The organism is Corynebacterium sp. LaCa117 (assembly GCF_046717765.1).
GTDB classification, from domain to species: domain Bacteria; phylum Actinomycetota; class Actinomycetes; order Mycobacteriales; family Mycobacteriaceae; genus Corynebacterium; species Corynebacterium kefirresidentii.
Genome location: NZ_CP177102.1, coordinates 1629811 through 1651686, shown reverse-complemented (window position 1 = coordinate 1651686; position 21876 = coordinate 1629811). Strand labels below are relative to the sequence as shown.

Sequence of the window (21876 nt, the reverse complement as noted above, 5' to 3'; positions counted from 1 at the left end):
GTCACAAGGTTAACCCAAGCGAAAATACAGGTGTGGCATAGATCTCCGATGAGAATTTCTGTCGTTCAACTGGGGAAAGGAGGCAATATAACGAGCGTGTAACAAAATTGGAAGGGCTGCTATGCTGGCGGTTATGGCTTCTTACCTCGTGCATGGACTATGGCTCCCCGTTACGGGGCTTGGTCTGTGGATTGAACAGGTAGAAGGGCACAAGATCGTCATGCCCAATGCCGTTCCTGAAGGCACCTTCCCGCCAGCGGTGGAGTCCATCCTGGGGAAGAAATCTTTCCGCAACCGGGCGCGGGTCTCGCTGCGCACACCCAAGGGCAAGGACGTCTCTTTGATGGTGCCGATGGCGATGTTCGGCCCAGAAGAGGCCGTCGCGGCGCTCGCCCAGATGGAACACCTGAATCACAAGCCGCCTGCCACCATCGCCCCTGACCTCCAGTGGCTGCTCCATGCCTACAGTGGCCTATGCAAATTCGTGCGCGCCGGGCGGGTGACGTTCCGGCTGGCCTACCAGGCCAATGAGTGGTTCCCCATGTGGCAGCTGGCCTCCGGCTTGGGAGAACGCGGGTGGCTTGCAGAGATGATGGCGGCCGCGCCCGGCATCTTGCATGTTAATAACCGGGCACTGTCGGATGACATGGCCGATGAGCTCACGCACTGGATCGCTTTTCGAGAGCTGCGGCCCGTGGCGGAAGCACCGCGGCCGATGCCGTGGCACGAGTTCGCCCGCGCCCTGCTCGATACGCAGCCGATCCGGCGTGGGCGCGCGCAGCTTTTGCGCGGGCTCAATGAGTGGAAGAATTCCATCTACGAGGTGGAACTCCAATTGGTCTACATCGTGGAAGAACCGGCAGAAGATGACCCGGATGCGGCCAAGTGGCCGGTGCGCGTGCGGGTGCGCTCGGGCACGGATGCTCCGCGGCCAGTGTCAGCGCAGAGTCTGGATAGGGCGAGCGTCGAAAAGCTGAGGGAAGCCCACCGCAAGGCCGTGCGCATCGCTCCCACGCTGGGGGAGACCGCACAACTGCCGCAACCTGGCGATGGTGACTGGGATGTCTACTTAGAAACCCACCAGCTCACCCATTTTGTCACTCACGAGGTGGACAAGCTCAAGGCCAGTGGCGTGACTGTCATGCTGCCCAAGGCCTGGGCGCAGATGGAAACGAAGGCCAAGCTGGAAACCCACGAGGCCCGCGATCCGGCCGAGGCCGCCACTAAAAAGCACATCGGCATGAATAAGCTGGTGGACTATAACTGGCGCATGTCCGTGGGCGATGTGGAGTTGACCGAGGAAGAAATGGAGGACCTGGTCAACTCCAAGTCCGGACTTATCCAATTGCGCGGCAAATGGGTCATGGCCGATAAGCAGGTTGTCTCCCAGGTCACCGGCTATATGGACGCGCTGCGGGAGAAGTCCCTAGCGCGCAAAAAGAAGGAGCTAGAGCAGCTAGCCGCCACCGCAGAGATGGCCAAGCAGCTCGAAGAGCCTGGGTGGGAAGCATTGATGGCGGACGTGGAGCGGCGCCGCCAAGAGTTCAACGAGGGCGGCGAAGAACACGAGCAGGTTACCGTGGCCGAGCTGCGCGAGCTGGCGCTCGAGTCCATGACCCAAGAACCCATCGAGTTCACCGGCAGTACCTGGCATACGGCCCTGCTCGGCGGGGTGGATAAGGTCGCCCCAGAGCGCGTGGACATTCCCAAAACTGTCCATGCGGAGCTGCGCGAGTACCAGCGCCGCGGCGTCGACTGGTTGTACTGGATGTCGCGCAATGGCATAGGCGCCGTGCTTGCCGACGACATGGGGCTCGGCAAAACCCTCCAACTACTGTCCCTTCTCGCGGTGGAAAAGGAGCGCGGTGAGCAGACTGGCCCCACGCTCGTCGTGGCGCCAACCTCCGTGGTAGGAAACTGGGCGCGCGAGGCGCAGCGCTTCGTCCCGGATTTCAAGGTTATGGTGCAACATGGTCCAAGCCGCCCGCGGGGCGAAGACTTCGCTCAAGCCGCTACTGAGTGCGACCTGGTTATCACCACATATGGCACCGTGGGCCGCGATTTTAAGGATATGGGCGAAGTAGGCTGGCAGCGCGTTGTCCTAGATGAGGCCCAAGCCATCAAGAACTCCGCGACGCGCTCGTCCAAGGCCGTGCGCTCGCTGCCCTCGGAGCACCGCGTGGCGCTGACCGGTACCCCGGTGGAAAATCGCCTCTCAGAGATGCGCTCCATCCTGGACTTTTGTAATCCCGGAGTATTGGGCACCGCCTCGTTCTTCCGCAATCACTTTGCTAAGGCCATCGAGCGCAATGATGACGAAGAGATGTCTGAACGCCTGCGCCAGCTCACCGCGCCGTTTATCCTTCGCCGCGTGAAGACGGATCCGAATATTATCGATGATCTGCCAGAAAAGTCCGAGCAAATCCTTACCGTTTCCATGACCACCGAGCAGGCTGCCCTGTATAAAGCACTGGTCAACCAAGTGAAAAAAGACCTGCAGGAAGCTACGGGAATGAATAAGCGTGGGCTGGTGTTGTCCTCGCTCACCCGTATCAAGCAGATTTGTAATCACCCCGCGCATTACCTGGGCGATAGCTCGCCGGTGACGCTCAAGGGCAAGCATCGCTCCGGCAAGGTTAAAGAACTCATGCGCATCGTGGACGAGGCCACTGAATCCGGCGAGCGCCTCTTGGTCTTTACCCAATACAAGGCCTTTGGCGATATCCTGCAGCCATACCTTAGCGATCAGCTCGGCCGGGAGATCCCCTTCCTCCACGGCGGGGTGAGCAAAAATAAGCGCGACCAGATGGTGGAAGACTTCCAGTCCGAGGATGGTCCGCCGGCGATGATCCTTTCTCTCAAGGCCGGCGGTACCGGCCTGAACCTGACGGCCGCTTCCATCGTCGTCCACATGGACCGCTGGTGGAACCCGGCGGTGGAAAACCAGGCGACGGACCGCGCCTTCCGCATCGGCCAGCGCCGCAATGTGCAGGTATATAAGATGATCACCGCGGGTACGCTGGAGGAATCCATCCAGGACATTTTGGACGGTAAGACGCAACTGGCCGGCGCCGTCGTGGGCGAGGGCGAGGGCTGGCTTACCGAGCTGGACCCAGATCAGCTGGCCGCACTCATGAGCTACCGGGGGAGGGAGTAATCCATGGCTGTTAAAGGCGATGACAACGTCATCTATGCCAATTTTGGTACCCGCAAGCGGGTAAGCACCCCGGCTGAGGTCAATCACGTCGACCGCAGCGGACGCATCCTATCCACGACGGCCTCGCGTATCGCGGCCTTTACCTCCCACGGCGCGGATCGCGGCCGGATTACCCGCGGCCGCCAGTACGCCGAGGGCGGCCACGTCGTGGGACTGGAGGTGCGCAACGGCGCCATCCACGGCCGCGTGGCCGGCTCCCAGAATGAACCCTTCGCGGTGCTCATCCAGCTGCCGTACCGCAATAATGACGATATTGCCCAGCTGGCCACCGAATTCGCCCGCACCCCCAACTCCGTTGCTAATGCACGCAAAGGCCTGCTTGCCGACGCCGCCCTAGACACCCTCTTCGCCCCCGAGGCCGAAGACCTGCGCCTGACCTGCGACTGCCCGGACGGCGAGTACGTGTGCAAGCACATCGTGGCGGTGGGCGATAAGCTCGCCACCCGCGCCGATGCGGACCCGGCCGTCATCTTTAATATGCGCGGGCTGGATTTTGCCCGGCTGGAGCGCATGGTCTTAGAGCAGGCCAAGACGGTCAGCCGCGAAAGCTTTACCCCGAGCGATCTGTCCGAGGAAGAAAAGAATGACATCTTCTGGAACGGCCGCGAGCTGCCGAAGCTGCCGCAGCCCAAGGTAGCCCCAGCCATCGATGACTCCGATCCGGACCTGTTGCGCAAGGCCATGCGCTCGGTTTCACACACCAATCTGGATCTCCTGCGCGCGGTATCCGATATTGAAGACCTCTACTATCACCTCTCGCACTAATGACTGCTACCACGTTTATCCATACCTCCGATTTTCAGCTGGGCATGACCCGCTGGTTCTTGAAGGGCGAGGCCCAGGGCCGATTTAATGATGACCGCGAGGCCGCGATCATGCGGCTGGGCGAGCTGGCCGAGGACACCGGGGCGGATTTCATCGTCGTAGCCGGCGATGTCTTTGAGCACAATTCCCTCTCCCGCGAAATCCTCGCCCGCGCCACGGAAATGTTTAAGCGCCTACCTGTACCGGTCTACGTCCTGCCCGGCAATCATGACCCGCTGGTGGCGGACTCGGTCTTTTATAAGACCAGCGCCGATAATGTTCACGTTATTGCGGACTCCCAGCCGATTGAGGTGGCCCCCGGCGTGGAGCTGGTTGGCGCGCCTTATCTGTCCAAGCGCGCGAACCACGACTTAGTCCGCCACGCTCTCGAGCCGCTGGAGCCGGCCGAGGGCATTCGCATCGCCGTTGGTCACGGGCAGGTGGATTCCCGCTCTGGCGAGGATGACGCCGATACCATCGATCTAGCCTTCGTTGAAGACTGCCTGGACCGCGGGGTGATTGACTACCTGGCGCTCGGAGATACCCACTCCACTGCCAGCCTCGGCACCACCGGCCGGGTGTGGTTCTCCGGCAGCCCGGAGACCACGGATTATAAGGAAACGATCACCGGCGGCGGCGAGTCGGATTCTGGCAATGCGCTGGTGGTGCGTGTGGGGGATGAAGTGGACGTCGAGAAGCGCCGCATCGGACGCTGGACTTTTGAGGCCGTCGATGCCGCCGTGGATTCCGCCGAAGACGTGGACCTGTTCTTGGCACGCTTGGACGAGTACCCGGATAAGGTGCGCACGGCCGTGAAATATAGCCTGCGCGGCACGCTCGGCATCGAGGCCCACGCCCGCCTGCAGCGCGGACTAGATGAGTACGAGGCCGTATTTGCCTCTCTGCGCCCGCGCGAGCGCACCATGGATCTCTACCTCGAGCCTAGCGAGGAAGAACTAGCTAGCCTCGATATTTCCGGCTACGCGGCCGAGGCCCTCCAGGAGCTTCTGGATAGCCGCGAGGATCCCGTCGCCCGCGACGCTGCCAACCTGCTATTCCGCCTGGAGGGACAGTCCTAATGCGCATTCACCGCCTAGAACTTAGCAACGTCCGCAGCATTGAGCACCTGGTCCTGGATGAGTTGCCAGAAACCGGCGTCGTGGTCATCCATGGTGAGAACGAGGCCGGCAAGTCCACCATCGTGGAGGCGCTCGACGTGGTGCTCACCGAAAAGCACAGTGGCCGATCCAAGCGCATTCGTGCCTTGCAACCGGTGGGCAAAGACGTGGCCCCGGAAATCACGGCTGAACTTAGCGTAGGCGACTACCGCTTTAGCATTGCCAAGCGCTGGCTTTCCAAGAAATCCTGCGAGCTGCACATTTCTTCCCCGCGGCCGGCGCAATTTACCGGCAGTCAGGCCGATGATGAGTTGGAGCGTATTCTCTCGGAACACTTGGACCGCTCGCTTGTCGACGCCCTCTTTATGCGCCAAGACGACACCGGCGAGGCCATCTCGGCCGTCGGCATTCCTAGTCTCACCCGTGCCTTGGAGCGCGAATCTGGCCTGGCCGAGGAAGAGGTCTCCGGCGATGATTCCGCGCTCCTTGCCCGCGTGGATAAGGAATACCAGCGCTATTTCACCGCCGCGAAGGGCAACCCAGCCGGTGAATACAAGGAATCCGCCGAAGCGCTCACGCAGGCCGAAGAAGAACACGCCGAGGCCACCCGCGTGCTGCGGGAGCTGGACTCCGTGGTTGAACGCTACGAGCAACTCCAGCGCGACCAATCCGCCGCCGAAGCCGAGCTTCCCGCCGCCCGGGCCGATCTCACTGAAAAGCAGACCCAGGCGGAGGAAGCCGCAACCGCGCAGGCCACGCTGGATTCCCACAAAGCCACGCTCGAGCGCGCCATCGAGGATCTTGCCCGCGCCCAGGCAGCGGTTACCGAGCGAGCCGGGCTCGTCGCCGCAGCCGATGAATCTGCCACGGCTGCCAAGGACGCCGAGAAGAAGCTCACCGGCGCGCAAGAAAAAGCTCAAGAAGAAGCTGCGGAAAAGGAGTCACTGGACAAGCGCCTGGCAGAGGCAAAAGAGGACTATGCCGCGGCCCGCAGCACTCTCAAACAGGCTCGCCGCCTGCAAGATAAGCAGAGATTTGCACAGTTAAGCGCCCGGTTGGAATCACTCGACGCTCTCGCCGCCGAGGTAGACCAAGCCCGCGCGGCCATTGCCCAGCGCGGACGCGAGATCACCGCGGCCGATATCAGCAGCCTGCATAAGGCGGACTCGGCGCTGTCGGTGGCCACGCGACTGCACGAGGCGGCGGCCGCCAAGGTGCACTTTTCGGGTCCGGATGGTTCTAGGATCCGTGTTGATGGGGAAGACATCGAGCTAGGCGAGGACACCGCCATCGAGCTTGTCGACGCCCGAGTTATCATCATTGGTGAAATCACCGCCCGCTTCTCCGCTGGGTCCTATTCGGCCGAAGCCACCCTGCGCGATGTGGAACAGGCCCGCACGCGACTGCAGGATCTGCTCGATACCCTTGGCGTGGATTCTGTCGAAGCGGCCGAAAGGACCCATGAGGAGCACCGCGCGCTCAACGACACTCTGGATGCCGCCACCCGGGCTCTTGCCGTGGAACTGGGGCCGGATGATTTAGGCGACCTGCGCGCCCAGCATTCCGCTTTGTCCGAGAAGGTGGCGGACCTTGAAGATGCGGGTGAGGTCGATCTCGCTGCCACCGAAGCCGAGGAAGAAGCAGCCAGCGAAAAAGTCAATGCGCTCGACCGCGAGCTTGTGCCGTATCGCGAAAGCCGTCTTGCCCACGAGGTAGTGCGCTTAAACGCCGAACTGACCGCCGCCCGCGAGAATGCACAGCGCGTGACCAGGGAGCTTTCCTCCGCGCGCGAGCATGCCGCCGACGAGGCGCTCCATGCCGAGGTCACCCGTTTGGAGACCGTCGTGGCACAGCTGCGCGGGCAGCTCGAGCAGATGGAAGCGGTTGATCTTGATACCGCCAATTCGCTGGTAGAAGGCGCGCAGTCCCACCTGGAATACCTCACCGGACGCATCCAGCGTTGTGAGGTGGACCTCGGCAGACTATCGAGCGATATCAACTTCCACTCTGGTGCCGCAGAGCGCGCCCAGCAGGCGACCGCAGCGGTAGAGATGGCTCGCGCGGTGTACGAGAGCGTAGACAAGCGCGCGCAAGCAGCCCGCTATCTGCGCGAACTTTTACTCAAGCACCGCGATGCCGCCCGCCAGCGCTACGCCGCGCCCTTCGTGGACGCACTCTCACAGCTGGCTCGCACCGTTTATGGTGGCGATATCACCTTCGAACTCGATGAAGATCTCCGCGTGACCGCCCGTACCCAGGACAAGGAGACGGTGAACCTGGCCAGCTTGTCCGGCGGTGCGCGCGAGCAGCTGGCCATCCTCACCCGCTTTGCCATTGCGCAATTGGTAGGGGCAGAGTCGGTGCCGGTCATCGTAGACGATGCGCTGGGGTCTACCGATGCGCACCGCCTACAGCTTATGGCTACGCTCTTTTCCCACGTGGGACGAGATAATCAGGTGCTGGTCTTTACCTGCATGCCGGAGCGCTACTCTCGCGTGCCGGGTCGCAGCGAGCGCGACATCGCTTCCCTCAAAGGGGTAATCTAGTGCCATGCCTTCTCAAACTCGCTGGTTAGACGACGAGGAGCAGGAGCTATGGCGCCTGCTCCTTGGCGCTGTGCGCAAGATTAATAGGGGAATGGATGAAACGCTCAAGGCCGGCGGCGAGGTATCTGCCTCCGAGTTTGCTGTCCTCGTTGCCTTGTCTGAGGCGCCAGAGCAGCGCCTGCGCCTGCACGAGTTGTGCACGCAGCTAGAGTGGGACCGCTCCCGCGCCTCCCACCAAGTAACCCGCATGGAAAAGCGCGGCTTGCTTTATAAAGAACCAGATGCGGAAGATGCCCGGGGGATTAATGTGTGCGTTACTCATGCAGGCCTAGAACACCTGCGGCGCGCCGCCCCCGAACATGTGGAATCAGTCCGCCGCATGGTCTTTGACCACCTGCAGCCCGAGGACGTGCCTGCGCTGCGGCGCTTTTTCAACGGCGTTTTGCAGGCCAAAAACCTCCCCGGCTATGAGGGATATGTGCCAGATTCGCTACTACACGGAAGGGATTAAGCTCCATGATGGGACAAGAGCTCTTCGAGCACCCAAAGAATCAATATAAGACCTACGGAATCACCGCGTTGGAGGAGCTTAGCCCGCGCATCGGTGACCCCGAAGCGCACTTGGATGATGCCGCTAGTGAGGACCAAGTTGCCGCCATGGAGGAGGCCCTAGAGGCCTACCCGGACTACGCGTTGACTTATGACCAAGACACCGAGCTATGGATTGTCGGCGCGGAAGAGGACATCGAGCGCATGCTCGCGGACCGCGAGTCTTTCGTAGAGGCGCTGCTCAATAACGAGGACCCCGGAATTTAAGGGCGAAATTTCGGTGTCAATCAAAAGTGCGAGGAATGCGGCCTTGTAAGCACTTAACTGTTAAGATATCCGTAGTTAATCCTCGGTGGATCGAAAGGTTTTATCATTATGAACGAGCGTGAGGCTCAGGAACAGCGCGAAGCAGCAGCTCGCGATAAGGGCAAGGGCTGGGTTCCCGTATTCCTTCAGTGGATTCCTTCCATGCTGCTAGCCGTAGTGATGCTGGCAGCCATGTTCTTCGGTATGTACTACATCGAGCACGGCACCTTGGACATCACCCAGCCGATCACCAACGAGTTCATTACTCAGTAGCTTCGGCACATAGAAGAATCCGGCTCCCCCTTGCACACGGCAGGGGAGCCGGATTATTTTTATTTGCCCACCGCCTGGCGCCAGGTCATCTTGCGTCCATTATTCAAAATGGCGCGGCGGTAAATTCGACCGACTAGCACGATAATCAGTGCGGTCACCACAGCCATGAGCACATAGCTAGCCAGCAATCCCAGCCAGCTGAGGTTGCCCCCGGCCACCTGCATCGGAGCGACCAGCATGGAAACCGGCGGCAACCAGGTCATAACCTGCATCCACGTGGCATCCAGATGCATCCAGCCGAACATCGGTACATACATGGTGGCAAAGACAAGGAACAGAATCGGTGCCTGCGTGGACTGGAGATCCTCGGTGCGCTGCACCATGGAGCCGGCTGCAGCGTAGAGGCTGCCAAAGAAAAGCAATCCTAAAATCTCGCCTACAAGGAGGACGGCTACCAAGCCATAGTCCAGCTCGAGGTCACTAGCCAGGCCGGACGCAGCAATCGAAATCGCGCCACCGCCCAGGATGAGGAGGGTGGCCAAGAAACCGACGATGGTATTGCCCAAAATCTTGCCGGCTAGGAAGTCCACCGGGCGCACGGAAGATAAGATAATTTCCACCACGCGGGAGGACTTTTCCTCCGTGACGCGGCCGCCAATCAGGCCAGCGAAGGTCATGATGGAAAAGACCACTGCCATTGCGCCAATGAGGACCGTGGCTACGCCGGCCATCTTTTGTTCAGTGCCGTCCTCTTCTTCCAGGTTCACCTGATTTACCGTGGTCGGGGGAGTAGCCTCCTCCAGTTCTTGTGGGTCAATATTGAGCTTTTCCAACGCCGTTGCTTGTGCTTGAGAAGAAACGATTTGGTTGACGGTGGTAGTCACCGCAGCAGGCGTATCGCCCTTGCTCAAGAGATCCCAGCCGTCATTTTCTGCCGGCACGAGGGCGGCATCGGCCTCGTCATTTTCCACCGATTGCTGGGCTTCCGCGCGGTCTTTCGCCGCTGTGGCATCGATGCCGGAATCTTTGAAGGCAGTTGCTTCCATCCCCACGACGGCTACGGAATCAGGTTCGTCATCGCCGCTGAAGAAGCTGATAGCAATTGGGGCGATAATGGCGCCGAGGATGAGCAGCAGCATTGTGCCCACTACCATCTTCGACTTCAGCGCGACTGCCATTTCCCGCTTGGCTACAACTCCGATGGTCTTCATTGCGGAATACTGCATGGTTTAGGCCTCCTCATTCTGGTTGCTGGTAACGACGTCCTGGAAAAGCTCGGTCAGGTCTGGGATCTTGCGACCGAAGGAATGCACTGGGCCAGCGGCTAGGGCAGCCTGCAGGATTGTCTGGTCATCGACGTTAGGATCTGCTTGGAGCACCACGGCGTCGGGAGTTTCGGCCACCAGCTCCGTGCCCTCCGGGTACCAGCCGCGTGCTGGGGTAGCGACCTCAAAGCGCGGCGGGCCCTGGCTGCGCAGCTTATCGACGCCCCCTTCGGCCACCATGTGCCCCTTCGTCACAATGCCCACGCGGTCACATAAGCGCTGCACCAAGTCCAACTGGTGCGAGGAGAAAATGACGGGAACGCCACGGTTGGCGCGCTCGCGCAGCATATCTGACATGACGTTGACCGCAACCGGGTCCAGACCGGAAAAGGGCTCGTCCAGAATCAGCATGTCTGGGTCGTGAATCAGGGAGGCCGCGAGCTGTACTCGCTGCTGGTTGCCCAGGGAGAGGTCATCGAGCTTATCGTCCATGCGCTCGCCCAAGCCCAGCTGCTCAAGGAGCTCAGCGCCGGTGCGCTTAGCGGCAGACTTATCCATGCCATGCAGCGTGCCAAGAAAGACCAGCTGGCTGAGCAGCGGTTCTTTCCCGTAGAGGCCGCGCTCTTCCGGCATATAACCAATGCGGCGGCGGTTATCGTCATTAATCGGGGCGTCATCAAAGTAGACTTCGCCGGAGTCTTTCGCCAGCACACCTAGTGCAATGCGCATAGTGGTGGACTTTCCGGCGCCGTTGGAGCCGACAAACCCGAAGATTTCGCCCTCGCCAACGCTAAAGGTCATATCCCGCAGGGCTTGCGTCTCCCCGAAGGACTTATTGAGATGGTCAATGGTCAAGGTGGGCATGTTTAGTTCTCCGAGTTCTGATTGAAGGTTAGTGCGTAGCCGACAGCGGGCAGGGTGGCAGAGATGAAGTAGCTAAAAAGCAGGTAGTAGCCAGCTCCTAGGAGGTATTTGGTCGCAATAGTTCCAGTAATTCCTCCTCCGAGGAACCAATTTCCCGCGAGGAGCGTGGCAAACCCGCCGATAAATAGCAGGGAAGTAGACAGCTTAAAGGCCCTGCGGCGCCACTGATCGAGGGTCTGGGCTTCATATTCATCGAGAGAGGCCAGAGACTTCGTATCCTTGGAGTCGATGGAGATTCGCAGAATGGTCCACGGGACGCAAGAGAGCACGATTGCTATAGACATAGCGAAGAGGGCCCAGTATGAGGAAAGTGCCAGTGCGATGATGAGGAAGATCGCGGATACGGCTACGCAGCCATACATTGACGCGATTAATCCACGAGTGGGGCCGGGGCGGCGGAATCGTTCGGCGCGAATCGTTGTTGAAACAGGGGCGTCGTTTGCTGTCATGTATCCAAGTGTTGCATAAACCCAACACTCTGGCAAGAGATTCTGCAGATTTTTTCTGGGGTTGACCCTGACGCAGCGTAAGGCGCGACAATAAAATCATGGACGACATCGATGAAGTTCTTTATACCGTTGGCGAGGTAGCAGCGCTCTTCCGTATTACGGTGCGCACGCTGCATCACTGGGAGGCGCAAGGTTTGCTGTCACCCACGTGGCGCAGCTGGTCCAACTACCGGCTATATACCGAGGAGGACTGTGCCCGGGTGCAGAAGATTCTCATCTACCGCGCCACCGGTATGAAATTGACCGATATTAAACAGCTGCTAGATGGCGCTGCCTCCGATATAGAACATTTGCAGAGGCAGAGGGAAAGCTTGCTTGCCCAGCGCGACAACCTCACTGAAATGCTGGCAGCGATTGACACCTTGATGGAGGATGCAATGAATAAACGAAAGCTCACTGTGGAAGAAATCGGACACATTGTCGGCGATGCCAACTTCGCCGCGCATCAACAAGAGGCTGAAGAGGCCTATGGATCGAGTGAGGACTGGGCAATGTATCAGCAACGCACTGCCGACTGGTCGAAGCAGAACTGGAGCGATGCCCAAGCGGCAGTTGCTGAGGTGGAGAAAGAGCTGGCCCAGGCTGTAGCCGGTGGAGTGGCAGCGGACTCGGAGGAGGCCCAGGGGCTCGTCGAAAAGCACCGCGCGGCACTCAGCGCCTTCTTTCCTGTAACGCCGGCAAAGCACTTCTTAATTTCCCGCGGCTACGTTGCCGATGAGCGCTTCCGTGCTCACTATGAGGCGCAGCAGGAAGGGTTGGCCCAGTGGTTGGCAGACGCGATTGAGCTTGCGGCTAAGGCACAAGGGGTGGATACCGCAAACCCGGAGTGGAAATAGCTAGCGGGGCGGAAGATAAATAAACCGCTGGCCACCAGAAAGTACTGGTGGCCAGCGGTAACCGTGTCCCCGACAGGGATCGAACCTGCGACCTTCGGTACCGGAAACCGATGCTCTAATCCGCTGAGCTACGGAGACATCGCTGGGAAAATTCCCAACGATGTGATTTTAGCGCATGGGGTAGTGGGGGACTAAATCAACCCGGGGGCGTCGGCAGTAGTGACTTCACCGGTGCGCAGGTAGTGCACACCGATGTCATCGACAACCTTATTCCCAGAGGCAAAGTGCGCGTGGCCGGGGCCATGGACGGTGACCACGCGGGACTGCATCGGCTTGGAGAGGCTCGTGTGGTACTGGTACGGCGTTTGCGGGTCGCCCGTTGCCTGAATCTGAAGGGGCTTGGTGGCGAGCTTGGAACCGTCGAGAGGCGCCTGGCCCGTGACCGGTGCACGGCCACCGCAGCCCGCGCCGGAACCGTATAGGGAATTGATGAAGGTGAAGGGATCAACGCTGACGAAGTTAGCCCACAGGTAGCTCGGGTATAGCAGCGGATTGCCAGGCACGGTGTTTTCATTGCAGACAATGAGGTTTTGCATATTCATTGCCTGGGCTTGGGACTCTTGCTCTTTGCGCTGTGCCTCTGGATCGGACTGCTCGGTAGCCATAGGCTCGCTGCCATTTAAGTGCTTGGCAAAGGCATCCCACTGTGCAGGAACCGGAACGAGGAGGCGCGTCATGGTGAGAAGCGGGGAGGCTACCTGCACAGCGTTAGGCTTTTTAATCTTCTGGCTGAGGAACTCCGCCTGCACGCGCAGTGGACCGGTGGCGGTCATAATGTCCGCACCAGGCTGACCGGCAAATTCCAGGCCAGGAGGAAGGTCACCAATCTTGGCATTCGGTGGCAGGACAGTAGGGCGTACACCTGCCTCACGGGCTACCTTTTGCGACCACTTTTCATAGACCTGCAGTGGGGTGGTGCCGAGGTGATACTTCGCATCATTTTTGGCAATGAATCCGAAGAGATCGTGCAGTCCCTTTTCATAGCCGCGCTGTTGAGAGGCAAAGATGCCATTCCACGCCAGCTTGGGGCTCATACCGGAATCCAATAAGACTTTGCCGGTGTGCTCCGGATACTTGGTGGCGTAGGCGGAGCCGAGGTACGTGCCATAAGAGGTGCCGGCGATATCAATCTTTTCTTCACCCAAGGCGCGGCGCACCATTTCCCAATCTTCCAAGGTATTGGCGGTGGTTAAAGAATTGGTATAGCCCGGGGTGTTCTTCTCGCAAGCATCGCGAGTGAGTTTTCCTATCTGCAGGCTATCTCGGAGTGGGTCACTAGCAGCCGAAGCATCGCACTTGACTGGAGTGGAGCCAGGCAGACCACGTGGTTGTACACCGATGGTGTCCCATTCATCGCGCACGGCCTGAGGCCAAGGAGCAGCGCTATTGCCGGCCCATCCATAAGCATCGCCACTTGGGCCACCAGGGTTGGTAAACAATGCGCCACGGCGGGCTTCTGGGTTGGCGGCGGGCACCCGCACGAAGCCGACGCTAATGGTGCCGGCCTTCGGGTTGTCATAGTAGGTAGGGACTTCGATGCGTCCGCATTCGGCGGAGTCGATATCTACCTGCTCGGGGCAGTCTTCCCAGGAAATAACGGGCTTAGTGTCCAGCGGTGCGGGGGCAGGTGCGGCCGTAGCAATCGGTGCAGTAACACCAATGGTGACCGCAGCAGCACCGAGCGTGGCCGCAAGCTTCGAAGAAAAAGAAAGCATAGGTTAGGTCTCCAGAATAAAAAATAATTGGTAGACCTAGCCTATGCTTTTTTGATGCTTTTGGCATCATATTCACAGTAGGTGGGTGCCCTCACCGGCCGGGGCGGGGGCTATGCACCTACTTGACGATGAGGACGATGAGGTCACGTGGGCCGTGTACGCCCTCGACACGAGTGAGCTCGATATCAGAGGTGGCGGAAGGGCCGGAAATCCAGGTTGCAGGCTTCTCTGGATCCATGCGGGAGATGACCTCGGGGATGCCGTAGACGATCTCATCCTGGTGGACGATGCACAGGTGGCGATCCGGAACCAGGGTGAGAGCGCGACGGCCGCAGCGCTCGTCAGACTCGAGCACGATGGTGCCGGTCTGGGCGGAGGTGACGTGAGACAAGGTGACAACGGCGTCGGTCTCATTGAGGGTGCGCGGATCGACAGTCTTATCGTCCGGCTTAGCATCGAAGCCCTCGAAGAGGCTAGCGTCCATGCCCTCGGCATAGCGGATGTCGTTGCACTCGCGATCCTTAAGGATCTTGGCGATGGCCTGCTTCAGCTCGCCTTCCTCGGTGACGTGCACCTCGGCCTTGTAGTCCTCGAGTCGGTCAATGAGCATATCGCGCAGTTCGTCCGCGTTCAGGGTGCCTTCGCGCTGGTAGTCGCGCGGGGCATCAACGTGGTCGGGGAGACCAGCCTGCTTTTGGGCGGAGCGGATGCGGCTTAGGATTTCCTGCTTTGCGTTCACTTTTTGGACTCCTCACGGGCCTCGGCAAGAAGTTCCTTGCCTTCTTCGGATTCAAACCACTGGCGGAAGGACTTCTTCGGTGGAACCGCGGTATCGCGGCCCTCAGACCAACCGGACATAAACAGTGGCAGGGATTCGATGGTCTTGTTGGTGCCACCCAAAATGCGGCCCAAGGCGACCATGTGGCTTGCCTTGTTCCACAGCTTCGGGTTGCTCCACAGCAGCTGGATGGTCTTGAAGAGCTTCGGCTCGATTGGTGGGGTGGCGTGGGTGACCTTCTGGTGACGGTTTTCCAAAATGACGTCAGAAAGCGGAATCTTAACCGGGCAAACCTCGTCGCAGCGGCCACACAGCGAGCAAGCATAAGGCAGGCTGGCGGAAGGATCATTATGGTCCTTCATGCCGGTGAGCTGTGGCGTCAGGGAAATACCAATTGGGCCTGGGTAGACCGAGCCGTAGGCGTGGCCGCCAGCGCGCTCGTAGACTGGGCAAACATTCAAGCAGGCCGAGCAACGGATGCACTTGAGGGCCTGGTGGCCAATCGGGGAGGACAGGGCCGCGGTACGGCCGTTATCCAGCAGCACCAAGTGGAAGTTCTGCGGGCCATCGCCCTCAGTCACGCCGGACCACATGGAGGTGTACGGGTTCATACGCTCCGCGGTGGAAGAACGCGGCAGCAGCTGGAGGAAGACTTCCAGGTCCTGGAAGGTAGGAACCAGCTTTTCAATGCCCATCACGGTAATGAGGGTCTCCGGCAGGGTCAGGCACATGCGGCCATTGCCCTCGGATTCCACGATGTTGATGGTGCCGGTTTCTGCCACGCCGAAGTTGGCGCCAGAGATGGCAACCTTAGCCTTCATGAACTGCTCGCGCAGGAACTGGCGGGATGCCTCGGCCAGCTCGGCCGGCTCGGCCTGCAGGGTGTCATCGGTATTCGGCATCTTGTTGACGAAGATATCGCGAATCTCGGCGCGGTTGCGGTGGATAGCCGGAACCAGAATGTGGGATGGCTTATCCTCACCCAGCTGCACGATGAGCTCCGCGAGGTCGGTCTCGCGAGCGTTGATGCCCGCCGCCTCTAGGTGCTCGTTCATGCCGATTTCCTGCGTGGCCATGGACTTAACCTTGACCACATCGGTCTCGCCGGTGGCGCGAATCAGACCCTCGATGATCTGGTTAGCTTCCTTGGCATCGCGTGCCCAGTGGACAGTGCCACCGCGCGCCTTAACTGCCTCTTCGAACTGCTCGAGCAGTTCTGGCATACGGGCGGCGACATCTTCCTTAATTGCGGAACCAGCGGCGCGCAGCTCCTGCCAATCATCCAGCTCTTCTACAGCGCCAGAGCGCTTCTCTCGGATGGCGGTGGTGGCATGCTGCAAGTTGTGGCGCTGGGTGGCGTTATTTAGGCCAACGTGTGCGAGGGGAACAAAGGCCTTGCTGCCGCGCAGGTTACCGTAGCCTTCCGGCGCACGCGGTGGGGTGGTATCGAGGAAAGAGGTCATTAGAGCATCGTCTCCTTGGAGTAGGCGGCGGAGGTAGGAGTCCATGGGTGCTCCTTGGTGGAAGCCAAGATTTCAGCCATGTGAACGGCGCGGACACCGGAACGCTGGCGGCTCAGGGCACCACCGATGTTCATCAGGCAGGAGGAGTCACCGCCGGTGACGAATTCTGCTTCAGTCTCCTTAACGTGGCGGGTCTTATCAGTGACCATCGCGCGGGATACTTCCGCATTCTTGATTGCGAAGGTGCCGCCGAAGCCACAGCATTCTTCCTTATTAGGAAGGGTGACCAGGTCGATGCCCTCTACTTCTTGGAGCAGCTGCAGCGGGCGGTCGCCCAGCTTTAGGAAGCGCAAGCCGTGGCAGGAGGGGTGGTAGGTCACGCGGTGCGGGAAGAATGCGCCCACATTGGTCACGCCGGCGACGTCTACCAAGAATTCGGGTAGATCCAGGGTCTTCTGGGTGGTCTTGCGAGCGCCGTCAACGTCGGCGGAGTTGCCGAAACGGTCGGCGATGCGCTCGTGCTGCTCACGAACGGCACCCACGCAGGAACCGGAGGCTGCAACTACGTAGTCAATAGAGGGATCTGCGAAGGCATCCGCATAAGAGCGGATCATGCCCAACGTTTCCTTTTGGTAGCCGGTATTGATGTGCATCTGGCCGCAGCAGGTCTGCTCTTCCGGGAAGACCACCTCGTGGCCCAAGCGGGAGAGAACCAGTGCCGTTGCCTTTTGTACGTCCGGGAAAAGGGCGTCACCAATGCAAGTGGAAAATAGCGCAATGCGCATACGGTGCTCCTCGTTGATTTTTGACATGGGGTAGCCACAACCTTACTCCCTTTAAGCAGTACGTGCGTAATGCGTCTCCTCGTTGACCAGCGATTATTTTGCAATATTAGTGTTGCAGAAAGTGTTTATCAGCCGTTTGTGCAGTAAAGGGGAGTTTTAGGTCCCGGCCCTTTTCACACTTGACTTTTCAGTCCACTAGAATCGTGCGACATGACACCAGCTGATTTGGCCACACTGATTAAAGAAACTGCCACCAAGGTCATGGAAAGCCATGACCTTGACTCCTCCGTCTTGCCTGAAACGGTAACCGTCGAACGCCCTCGCAATCCTGAGCACGGCGATTATGCCACCAACGTGGCACTGCAGGTGGCCAAAAAGGCCGGAGCTAACCCGCGCGAGCTGGGAGGCTGGCTAGCAGAGTCCCTAGCGGAAAATGACGCCATTGCGGAGGCCGACATCGCCGGGCCTGGTTTCATTAATATTCGCCTCGGTGCCGATGCCCAGGGGGAGATCGTCGCGCAGATTCTCCGCGCCGGCAAGAATTATGGCTCTAATGATTCCTTTGCAGGCAAGAAGGTCAATCTAGAATTCGTCTCTGCTAATCCCACCGGTCCGATCCACCTCGGCGGTACTCGTTGGGCCGCAGTGGGAGATTCCTTGGGTCGCGTGCTGGAGGCATCCGGCGCGGAGGTTACCCGCGAGTATTACTTTAATGACCATGGCGGCCAGATTGACCGTTTCTCCCGCTCCCTTGTGGCGGCCGCGAAGGGCGAGCCAACTCCGGAGGATGGCTACGGCGGAGCCTATATCCAAGACATCGCTGCGGCCATGGTGGAGAAGAATCCATCCGCCCTGGAGGGCAGCGATGAAGAAGTGCAGGAAGCCTTCCGCGCAGACGGTGTAGAGATGATGTTTGCGCAGATTAAGCAATCTCTGCATGAGTTTGGCGTGGACTTTGATGTCTACTTCCACGAGAACTCCCTCTTTGAATCCGGTGCGGTCGACGCTGCGCTGGACAAGCTCAAGGCTGAAGGCAATATGTATGAGGCCGAGAATGCGTGGTGGCTCAAATCCACCGACTACGGTGATTCGAAGGACCGCGTGGTGGTTAAGTCTGATGGCAATGCGGCCTATATCGCAGGCGATATCGCCTACGTAGCTGATAAGTTCGACCGCGGCCATGATTTGAATATCTACATGCTGGGTGCGGACCACCACGGCTATGTGCCGCGCTTGAAGGCGGCAGCGGCCGCCTTGGGCTACGATGCCGATGCTGTCGAGGTACTGATTGGCCAGTTAGTCAACCTTTTGCGCGATGGCAAGCCGGTGCGCATGTCCAAGCGTGCGGGCACAGTTATCACCATGGAGGACCTCGTGGCCGCCATCGGCGTGGACGCCTCCCGTTACTCCCTGGTGCGTTCCTCGGTGGACCAGAGCATCGATATCGATCTCGGCCTGTGGGAATCCCAGTCCTCCGATAACCCCGTCTACTACGTGCAGTACGGCCACGCCCGCCTGTGCTCTATCGGCCGCAAGGCAGCCGAGCTGGGTGTCGATGCCGAAGGTGCGGACCTTTCCCTGCTTACACACGAACGCGAGGGAGATCTCATCCGTACGCTGGGTGAATTCCCGGCCGTAGTGGAAGAGGCAGCGCAGTTGCGCGAACCGCACCGCATTGCCCGCTACGCCGAGGACCTCGCTGCGGTATTCCACCGTTTCTATGACTCTTGCCAGGTGCTGCCCAAGGCCGGCGAGGAGAAGGCTCCTATCCATGGCGCCCGCCTGGCACTGGCGCAGGCAGCCCGCGTGGTCCTGGCTAATGCCTTGACCATGGTGGGCGTAAGCACCCCGGAGAAGATGTAAATGGCGGATTTTAATGAGTTGCCCGCCCATGTCTGGCCGCGCAATGCAAAGCGCGAGGAAGATGGCGTAGTTACCATCGCTGGCGTTCCGCTGCCGGACTTGGCCGAGGAATTCCACACCCCGCTCTACGTTTTCGACGAAGATGACTTCCGGTCCCGCTGCCAAGACATGGCGCGTGCCTTTGGCGGCCCGGAGCATGTGCACTATGCCTCCAAGGCATTCATTTCCAAAAAGATCGTGAATTGGGTCAATGAGGAAGGCCTGTGCTTGGACGCGGCCTCTCTCAACGAGCTCAAGATTGCACTGGCGGCAGAATTCCCGGCCGAGCGCATTACCACGCATGGCAATAATAAGGACGAAGAGTACCTGCGGCTGTGTGTAGATGCCGGCGTGGGTCACGTCGTCATCGATAATGAGCACGAACTCGAAGAACTCAATCGCATCGCTGGGGAAGCGGGCAAGGTCCAGCCGGTCATGATCCGCGTCAAGCCGGGCGTGGATGCGCATACGCATGAATTCATCGCGACAGCGCATGAGGATCAGAAATTCGGAATTTCGCTAGCCACCGGTGCGGCCTTCGCCGCGGCCAAGCGTTGCTTGGAGGCGGAGAACCTGCACTTGAGCGGCCTGCACTGCCATGTGGGCTCCCAGGTATTCAACGCGGAAGGTTTCAAGCTTGCCGCTGAGCGCGTAATGGGCCTGTACCGTCAGATCTTCACCGAGCTGGGCGTGACTTTGGCAGAGCTCGACTTAGGCGGCGGCTTCGGCATTCCCTATATGCCCTATGAGGAGGCACTGGATATCGAGCGCGTGGCCAGCGATATGCTCGGTGCGGTCAAGCACACCGCAGAGGAGTTGGGCATCGAGGCGCCCTTCCTCCTAGTCGAGCCTGGCCGTTCCTTGGTCGCCGGCTCTGCGGTGACCGTCTACCGCGTGGGTACCGTCAAGGATGTAGAAACCGGCAAATCCGATCTGCCGCTGCGGCGCTATATCTCCGTCGATGGCGGAATGTCGGACAATATTCGCCCAGCGCTCTACGGCTCGGCGTATGACGTGCGCGTGGTCAACCGCTTTAGCGATGGGGAAGAGGTGCCCTCGCGCGTGGTGGGTTTCCACTGCGAATCCGGAGATATCCTCCTTGAGGATGGCGAGCTACCCAATGATATCCAGCCGGGGGACTTGATTGCCTTTGCAGCTACCGGCGGCTACCAGTACATGATGTCCTCACGCTATAACGGTGCGGTGCGCCCCGCGGTCGTCGCCACGCGCGTGGGACATACCAAGCCAATGCTGCGGCGCGAGACCATCGAGGATCTTCTTTCTCTCGAAGTAGACTAGTTCGCCCCCCAGCCCCGCCACAAGGTCTAATTTAATTCAGGCCTTGTGGCGGGGATTTTTCTGTCTATGGGTCTATTAAGGGCGATAGTAGACAGCTTGTTCTGTATAGTGTCCTGTATCCGCACTGAGCGGTAACGACACGTTAACCCCAACTTCAATATGGAGACGGACTATGGCTGCACCGACTAGTGAGCTTCAGGCACAAAAGCATTCCGGCAAAGGCGAAGGCGAGACCGTTGGTATCGCGCTGCTGGGCTTCGGCACCGTTGGTGGTGAGGTCTTCCGCCTGCTGGGAGAAAATGCTGATGCCTTTGCTCACCGCATTGGCGGCCCAGCCGAGATTCGCGGCATCGCCATCCACAATAAGAATAAGCTGCGCCCAGGGGTGCCCCAGGAGCTATTGACCGATGATGCCAAGGCACTTGTTGCGCGCGAGGATATCGACCTTGTAGTTGAGGTCATCGGCGGCATTGATTTTCCGCGCGAGCTGGTCCTCGCCGCTCTCAATTCCGGCAAATCCGTGGTTACCGCCAATAAGGCGCTGGTGGCCGCGCATGCGGATGAGTTGGCAGAGGCCGCTGACCGTGCCGGCGTGGACCTTTATTTTGAGGCTGCCGTGGCCGCCGCTATCCCGGTGGTGGGCATGTTGCGCCGCTCCTTGGCCGGCGATCAAGTAGAGCGCATCTCCGGTATTGTCAACGGCACCACAAACTTTATTTTGGATGCCATGGAGTCCACGGGTGCCTCTTATGATGAGGCACTGGCCGAGGCCACCCGCCTGGGCTATGCCGAGGCTGATCCCACCGCGGATGTTGAGGGTCACGACGCCGCCTCCAAGGCCGCTATTATGGCATCTTTGGGCTTTCACACCCGCGTGAAGTTTGAAGACGTGCACTGCGAGGGCATTACCAAGGTCACGGCCTCGGATATCGCGGCGGCTAATGACGCTGGTTATTCCATCAAGCTGCTGGCCATCTGCGAGCGCCTTCGGCGAGAGGACGGTTCCGAAGCTGTCAACGCCCGCGTACACCCCACTTTGGTGCCCAAGGAGCACCCGCTGGCTTCTGTCAGCGAGTCCTATAACGCCATCTTCGTCGAGGCTGAGGCCGCAGGTTCCCTGATGTTTTACGGCAATGGCGCAGGTGGTAATCCTACTGCTTCTGCCGTGCTTGGCGACGTCGTCGGTGCAGCCCGCAATATCGTCCACGGCGGCCGCGCACCGGGTGAAAATACCTACGCCAATCTTCCTATCGCTGACTTTGGTGAGGTGGAAACCCGCTATCACATCGATATGGAGGTCCAAGACCGCACCGGTGTGCTCGCGGCCATCTCTGCGGCCTTTGCCAATAATGGCGTATCCCTGCGCACGGTACGCCAAGAGGACGGCGAAAATACTGCTCGCCTCATCGTAGTTACCCATGCTGCCAAGGAAGCCACCCTGGACAAGATCGTGGCTGACTTGGATGAGCTAGCTGAGGTCAAGGCTGTTCATTCCGTAATCCGCCTCGGCAGCTAGACCGGCGCAAA

Annotated in this window: 18 protein-coding genes and 1 tRNA gene; 11 read left to right on the top strand and 8 right to left on the bottom strand. The window is 59.6% G+C overall.

Features of this window, described 5'->3' with window-relative positions:
* Positions 1 to 121 precede the first annotated feature (121 nt).
* The 7 genes from ACLI1L_RS08100 (at position 122) to ACLI1L_RS08070 (ending at position 8813) form a co-directional block, all read left to right on the top strand.
* Positions 122 to 3157, top strand: coding sequence for a DEAD/DEAH box helicase (locus ACLI1L_RS08100; protein WP_411707305.1), 3036 nt, complete (start codon positions 122 to 124; stop codon positions 3155 to 3157).
* A 3-nt stretch (positions 3158 to 3160) separates the two neighbouring features.
* Positions 3161 to 3982 (top strand): SWIM zinc finger family protein, encoded by an 822-nt coding sequence (locus tag ACLI1L_RS08095; protein WP_259886204.1) that lies wholly within the window; start codon positions 3161 to 3163, stop codon positions 3980 to 3982.
* Positions 3982 to 5100 (top strand): metallophosphoesterase family protein, encoded by a 1119-nt coding sequence (locus tag ACLI1L_RS08090; RefSeq protein WP_411707304.1) that lies wholly within the window; start codon positions 3982 to 3984, stop codon positions 5098 to 5100. Before ACLI1L_RS08095 ends, ACLI1L_RS08090 begins: the two co-directional genes overlap by 1 nt.
* On the top strand, positions 5100 to 7685 hold the full coding sequence (locus ACLI1L_RS08085) for an AAA family ATPase (RefSeq protein WP_411707303.1): 2586 nt from the start codon (positions 5100 to 5102) through the stop codon (positions 7683 to 7685). Before ACLI1L_RS08090 ends, ACLI1L_RS08085 begins: the two co-directional genes overlap by 1 nt.
* A gap of 4 nt (positions 7686 to 7689) precedes the next feature.
* A complete protein-coding gene (locus tag ACLI1L_RS08080) occupies positions 7690 to 8196 on the top strand; it encodes a MarR family winged helix-turn-helix transcriptional regulator (RefSeq protein ID WP_411707302.1) in 507 nt (168 codons plus the stop codon).
* Positions 8197 to 8201: 5 nt separating this feature from the next.
* Entirely contained in the window at positions 8202 to 8501 is a 300-nt protein-coding gene (locus ACLI1L_RS08075) for a molecular chaperone GrpE (RefSeq protein WP_411707301.1), read from the top strand.
* Between the two features lie 108 nt (positions 8502 to 8609).
* A complete protein-coding gene (locus ACLI1L_RS08070) occupies positions 8610 to 8813 on the top strand; it encodes a hypothetical protein (RefSeq protein WP_023021787.1) in 204 nt (67 codons plus the stop codon).
* Between the two features lie 59 nt (positions 8814 to 8872).
* Here the strand turns inward: ACLI1L_RS08070 and ACLI1L_RS08065 are convergent, their stop codons facing one another.
* Genes ACLI1L_RS08065 through ACLI1L_RS08055 form a run of 3 tightly spaced genes read right to left on the bottom strand, consistent with a single transcriptional unit; the run spans position 8873 to position 11451 of the window.
* Positions 8873 to 10039 carry an ABC transporter permease gene (locus ACLI1L_RS08065; protein WP_411707300.1) on the bottom strand — a complete coding sequence of 389 codons (1167 nt, stop codon included), beginning with the start codon at positions 10037 to 10039 and terminating at the stop codon, positions 8873 to 8875.
* Between the two features lie 3 nt (positions 10040 to 10042).
* Positions 10043 to 10942 (bottom strand): ABC transporter ATP-binding protein, encoded by a 900-nt coding sequence (locus tag ACLI1L_RS08060; protein ID WP_411707299.1) that lies wholly within the window; start codon positions 10940 to 10942, stop codon positions 10043 to 10045.
* A gap of 2 nt (positions 10943 to 10944) precedes the next feature.
* Positions 10945 to 11451 carry a hypothetical protein gene (locus tag ACLI1L_RS08055; RefSeq protein ID WP_411707298.1) on the bottom strand — a complete coding sequence of 169 codons (507 nt, stop codon included), beginning with the start codon at positions 11449 to 11451 and terminating at the stop codon, positions 10945 to 10947.
* 98 nt (positions 11452 to 11549) lie between these two features.
* Here ACLI1L_RS08055 and ACLI1L_RS08050 point away from each other — a divergent pair, with 98 nt between their 5' ends.
* Entirely contained in the window at positions 11550 to 12347 is a 798-nt protein-coding gene (locus tag ACLI1L_RS08050; protein WP_411707297.1) for a MerR family transcriptional regulator, read from the top strand.
* 64 nt (positions 12348 to 12411) lie between these two features.
* Here the strand turns inward: ACLI1L_RS08050 and ACLI1L_RS08045 are convergent.
* The 5 genes from ACLI1L_RS08045 to ACLI1L_RS08025 all read right to left on the bottom strand — a co-directional run bounded on the left by ACLI1L_RS08045 (position 12412) and on the right by ACLI1L_RS08025 (position 17148).
* Positions 12412 to 12485, bottom strand: a tRNA-Arg gene (locus tag ACLI1L_RS08045).
* Between the two features lie 53 nt (positions 12486 to 12538).
* On the bottom strand, positions 12539 to 14122 hold the full coding sequence (locus tag ACLI1L_RS08040) for an alpha/beta fold hydrolase (RefSeq protein ID WP_411707296.1): 1584 nt from the start codon (positions 14120 to 14122) through the stop codon (positions 12539 to 12541).
* 118 nt (positions 14123 to 14240) lie between these two features.
* The gene (locus ACLI1L_RS08035; RefSeq protein ID WP_411707295.1) at positions 14241 to 14861 is read right to left on the bottom strand and encodes a LutC/YkgG family protein; all 621 of its coding nucleotides are present in this window, start codon (positions 14859 to 14861) and stop codon (positions 14241 to 14243) included.
* Positions 14858 to 16363, bottom strand: a complete 1506-nt coding sequence (locus ACLI1L_RS08030; protein ID WP_411708364.1) for a lactate utilization protein B — start codon at positions 16361 to 16363, stop codon at positions 14858 to 14860. The genes ACLI1L_RS08035 and ACLI1L_RS08030 overlap by 4 nt, the downstream gene beginning before the upstream one ends.
* A complete protein-coding gene (locus tag ACLI1L_RS08025; protein ID WP_049361528.1) occupies positions 16363 to 17148 on the bottom strand; it encodes a (Fe-S)-binding protein in 786 nt (261 codons plus the stop codon). Before ACLI1L_RS08025 ends, ACLI1L_RS08030 begins: the two co-directional genes overlap by 1 nt.
* Before the next feature lie 210 nt (positions 17149 to 17358).
* Between ACLI1L_RS08025 and argS the strand changes: the two genes are divergently transcribed.
* The 3 genes from argS to ACLI1L_RS08010 all read left to right on the top strand — a co-directional run bounded on the left by argS (position 17359) and on the right by ACLI1L_RS08010 (position 21865).
* Positions 17359 to 19011 (top strand): arginine--tRNA ligase, encoded by a 1653-nt coding sequence (gene argS, locus ACLI1L_RS08020; RefSeq protein WP_411707294.1) that lies wholly within the window; start codon positions 17359 to 17361, stop codon positions 19009 to 19011.
* The gene (gene lysA / locus ACLI1L_RS08015; protein ID WP_411707293.1) at positions 19012 to 20349 is read left to right on the top strand and encodes a diaminopimelate decarboxylase; all 1338 of its coding nucleotides are present in this window, start codon (positions 19012 to 19014) and stop codon (positions 20347 to 20349) included.
* Between the two features lie 172 nt (positions 20350 to 20521).
* Positions 20522 to 21865 (top strand): homoserine dehydrogenase, encoded by a 1344-nt coding sequence (locus tag ACLI1L_RS08010; protein ID WP_411707292.1) that lies wholly within the window; start codon positions 20522 to 20524, stop codon positions 21863 to 21865.
* Positions 21866 to 21876: the final 11 nt, after the last annotated feature.

Coding starts and splice junctions, on each gene's coding strand:
- ACLI1L_RS08030 (WP_411708364.1), bottom strand. CDS start 16,363: ATGACCTCTTTCCTCGATACCACCCCACCGCGTGCGCCGGAAGGCTAC.
- ACLI1L_RS08080 (WP_411707302.1), top strand. CDS start 7,690: ATGCCTTCTCAAACTCGCTGGTTAGACGACGAGGAGCAGGAGCTATGG.
- ACLI1L_RS08050 (WP_411707297.1), top strand. CDS start 11,550: ATGGACGACATCGATGAAGTTCTTTATACCGTTGGCGAGGTAGCAGCG.
- lysA (WP_411707293.1), top strand. CDS start 19,012: ATGGCGGATTTTAATGAGTTGCCCGCCCATGTCTGGCCGCGCAATGCA.
- ACLI1L_RS08070 (WP_023021787.1), top strand. CDS start 8,610: ATGAACGAGCGTGAGGCTCAGGAACAGCGCGAAGCAGCAGCTCGCGAT.
- argS (WP_411707294.1), top strand. CDS start 17,359: ATGACACCAGCTGATTTGGCCACACTGATTAAAGAAACTGCCACCAAG.
- ACLI1L_RS08085 (WP_411707303.1), top strand. CDS start 5,100: ATGCGCATTCACCGCCTAGAACTTAGCAACGTCCGCAGCATTGAGCAC.
- ACLI1L_RS08010 (WP_411707292.1), top strand. CDS start 20,522: ATGGCTGCACCGACTAGTGAGCTTCAGGCACAAAAGCATTCCGGCAAA.
- ACLI1L_RS08025 (WP_049361528.1), bottom strand. CDS start 17,148: ATGCGCATTGCGCTATTTTCCACTTGCATTGGTGACGCCCTTTTCCCG.
- ACLI1L_RS08055 (WP_411707298.1), bottom strand. CDS start 11,451: ATGACAGCAAACGACGCCCCTGTTTCAACAACGATTCGCGCCGAACGA.
- ACLI1L_RS08090 (WP_411707304.1), top strand. CDS start 3,982: ATGACTGCTACCACGTTTATCCATACCTCCGATTTTCAGCTGGGCATG.
- ACLI1L_RS08040 (WP_411707296.1), bottom strand. CDS start 14,122: ATGCTTTCTTTTTCTTCGAAGCTTGCGGCCACGCTCGGTGCTGCTGCG.
- ACLI1L_RS08100 (WP_411707305.1), top strand. CDS start 122: ATGCTGGCGGTTATGGCTTCTTACCTCGTGCATGGACTATGGCTCCCC.
- ACLI1L_RS08075 (WP_411707301.1), top strand. CDS start 8,202: ATGATGGGACAAGAGCTCTTCGAGCACCCAAAGAATCAATATAAGACC.
- ACLI1L_RS08065 (WP_411707300.1), bottom strand. CDS start 10,039: ATGCAGTATTCCGCAATGAAGACCATCGGAGTTGTAGCCAAGCGGGAA.
- ACLI1L_RS08060 (WP_411707299.1), bottom strand. CDS start 10,942: ATGCCCACCTTGACCATTGACCATCTCAATAAGTCCTTCGGGGAGACG.
- ACLI1L_RS08095 (WP_259886204.1), top strand. CDS start 3,161: ATGGCTGTTAAAGGCGATGACAACGTCATCTATGCCAATTTTGGTACC.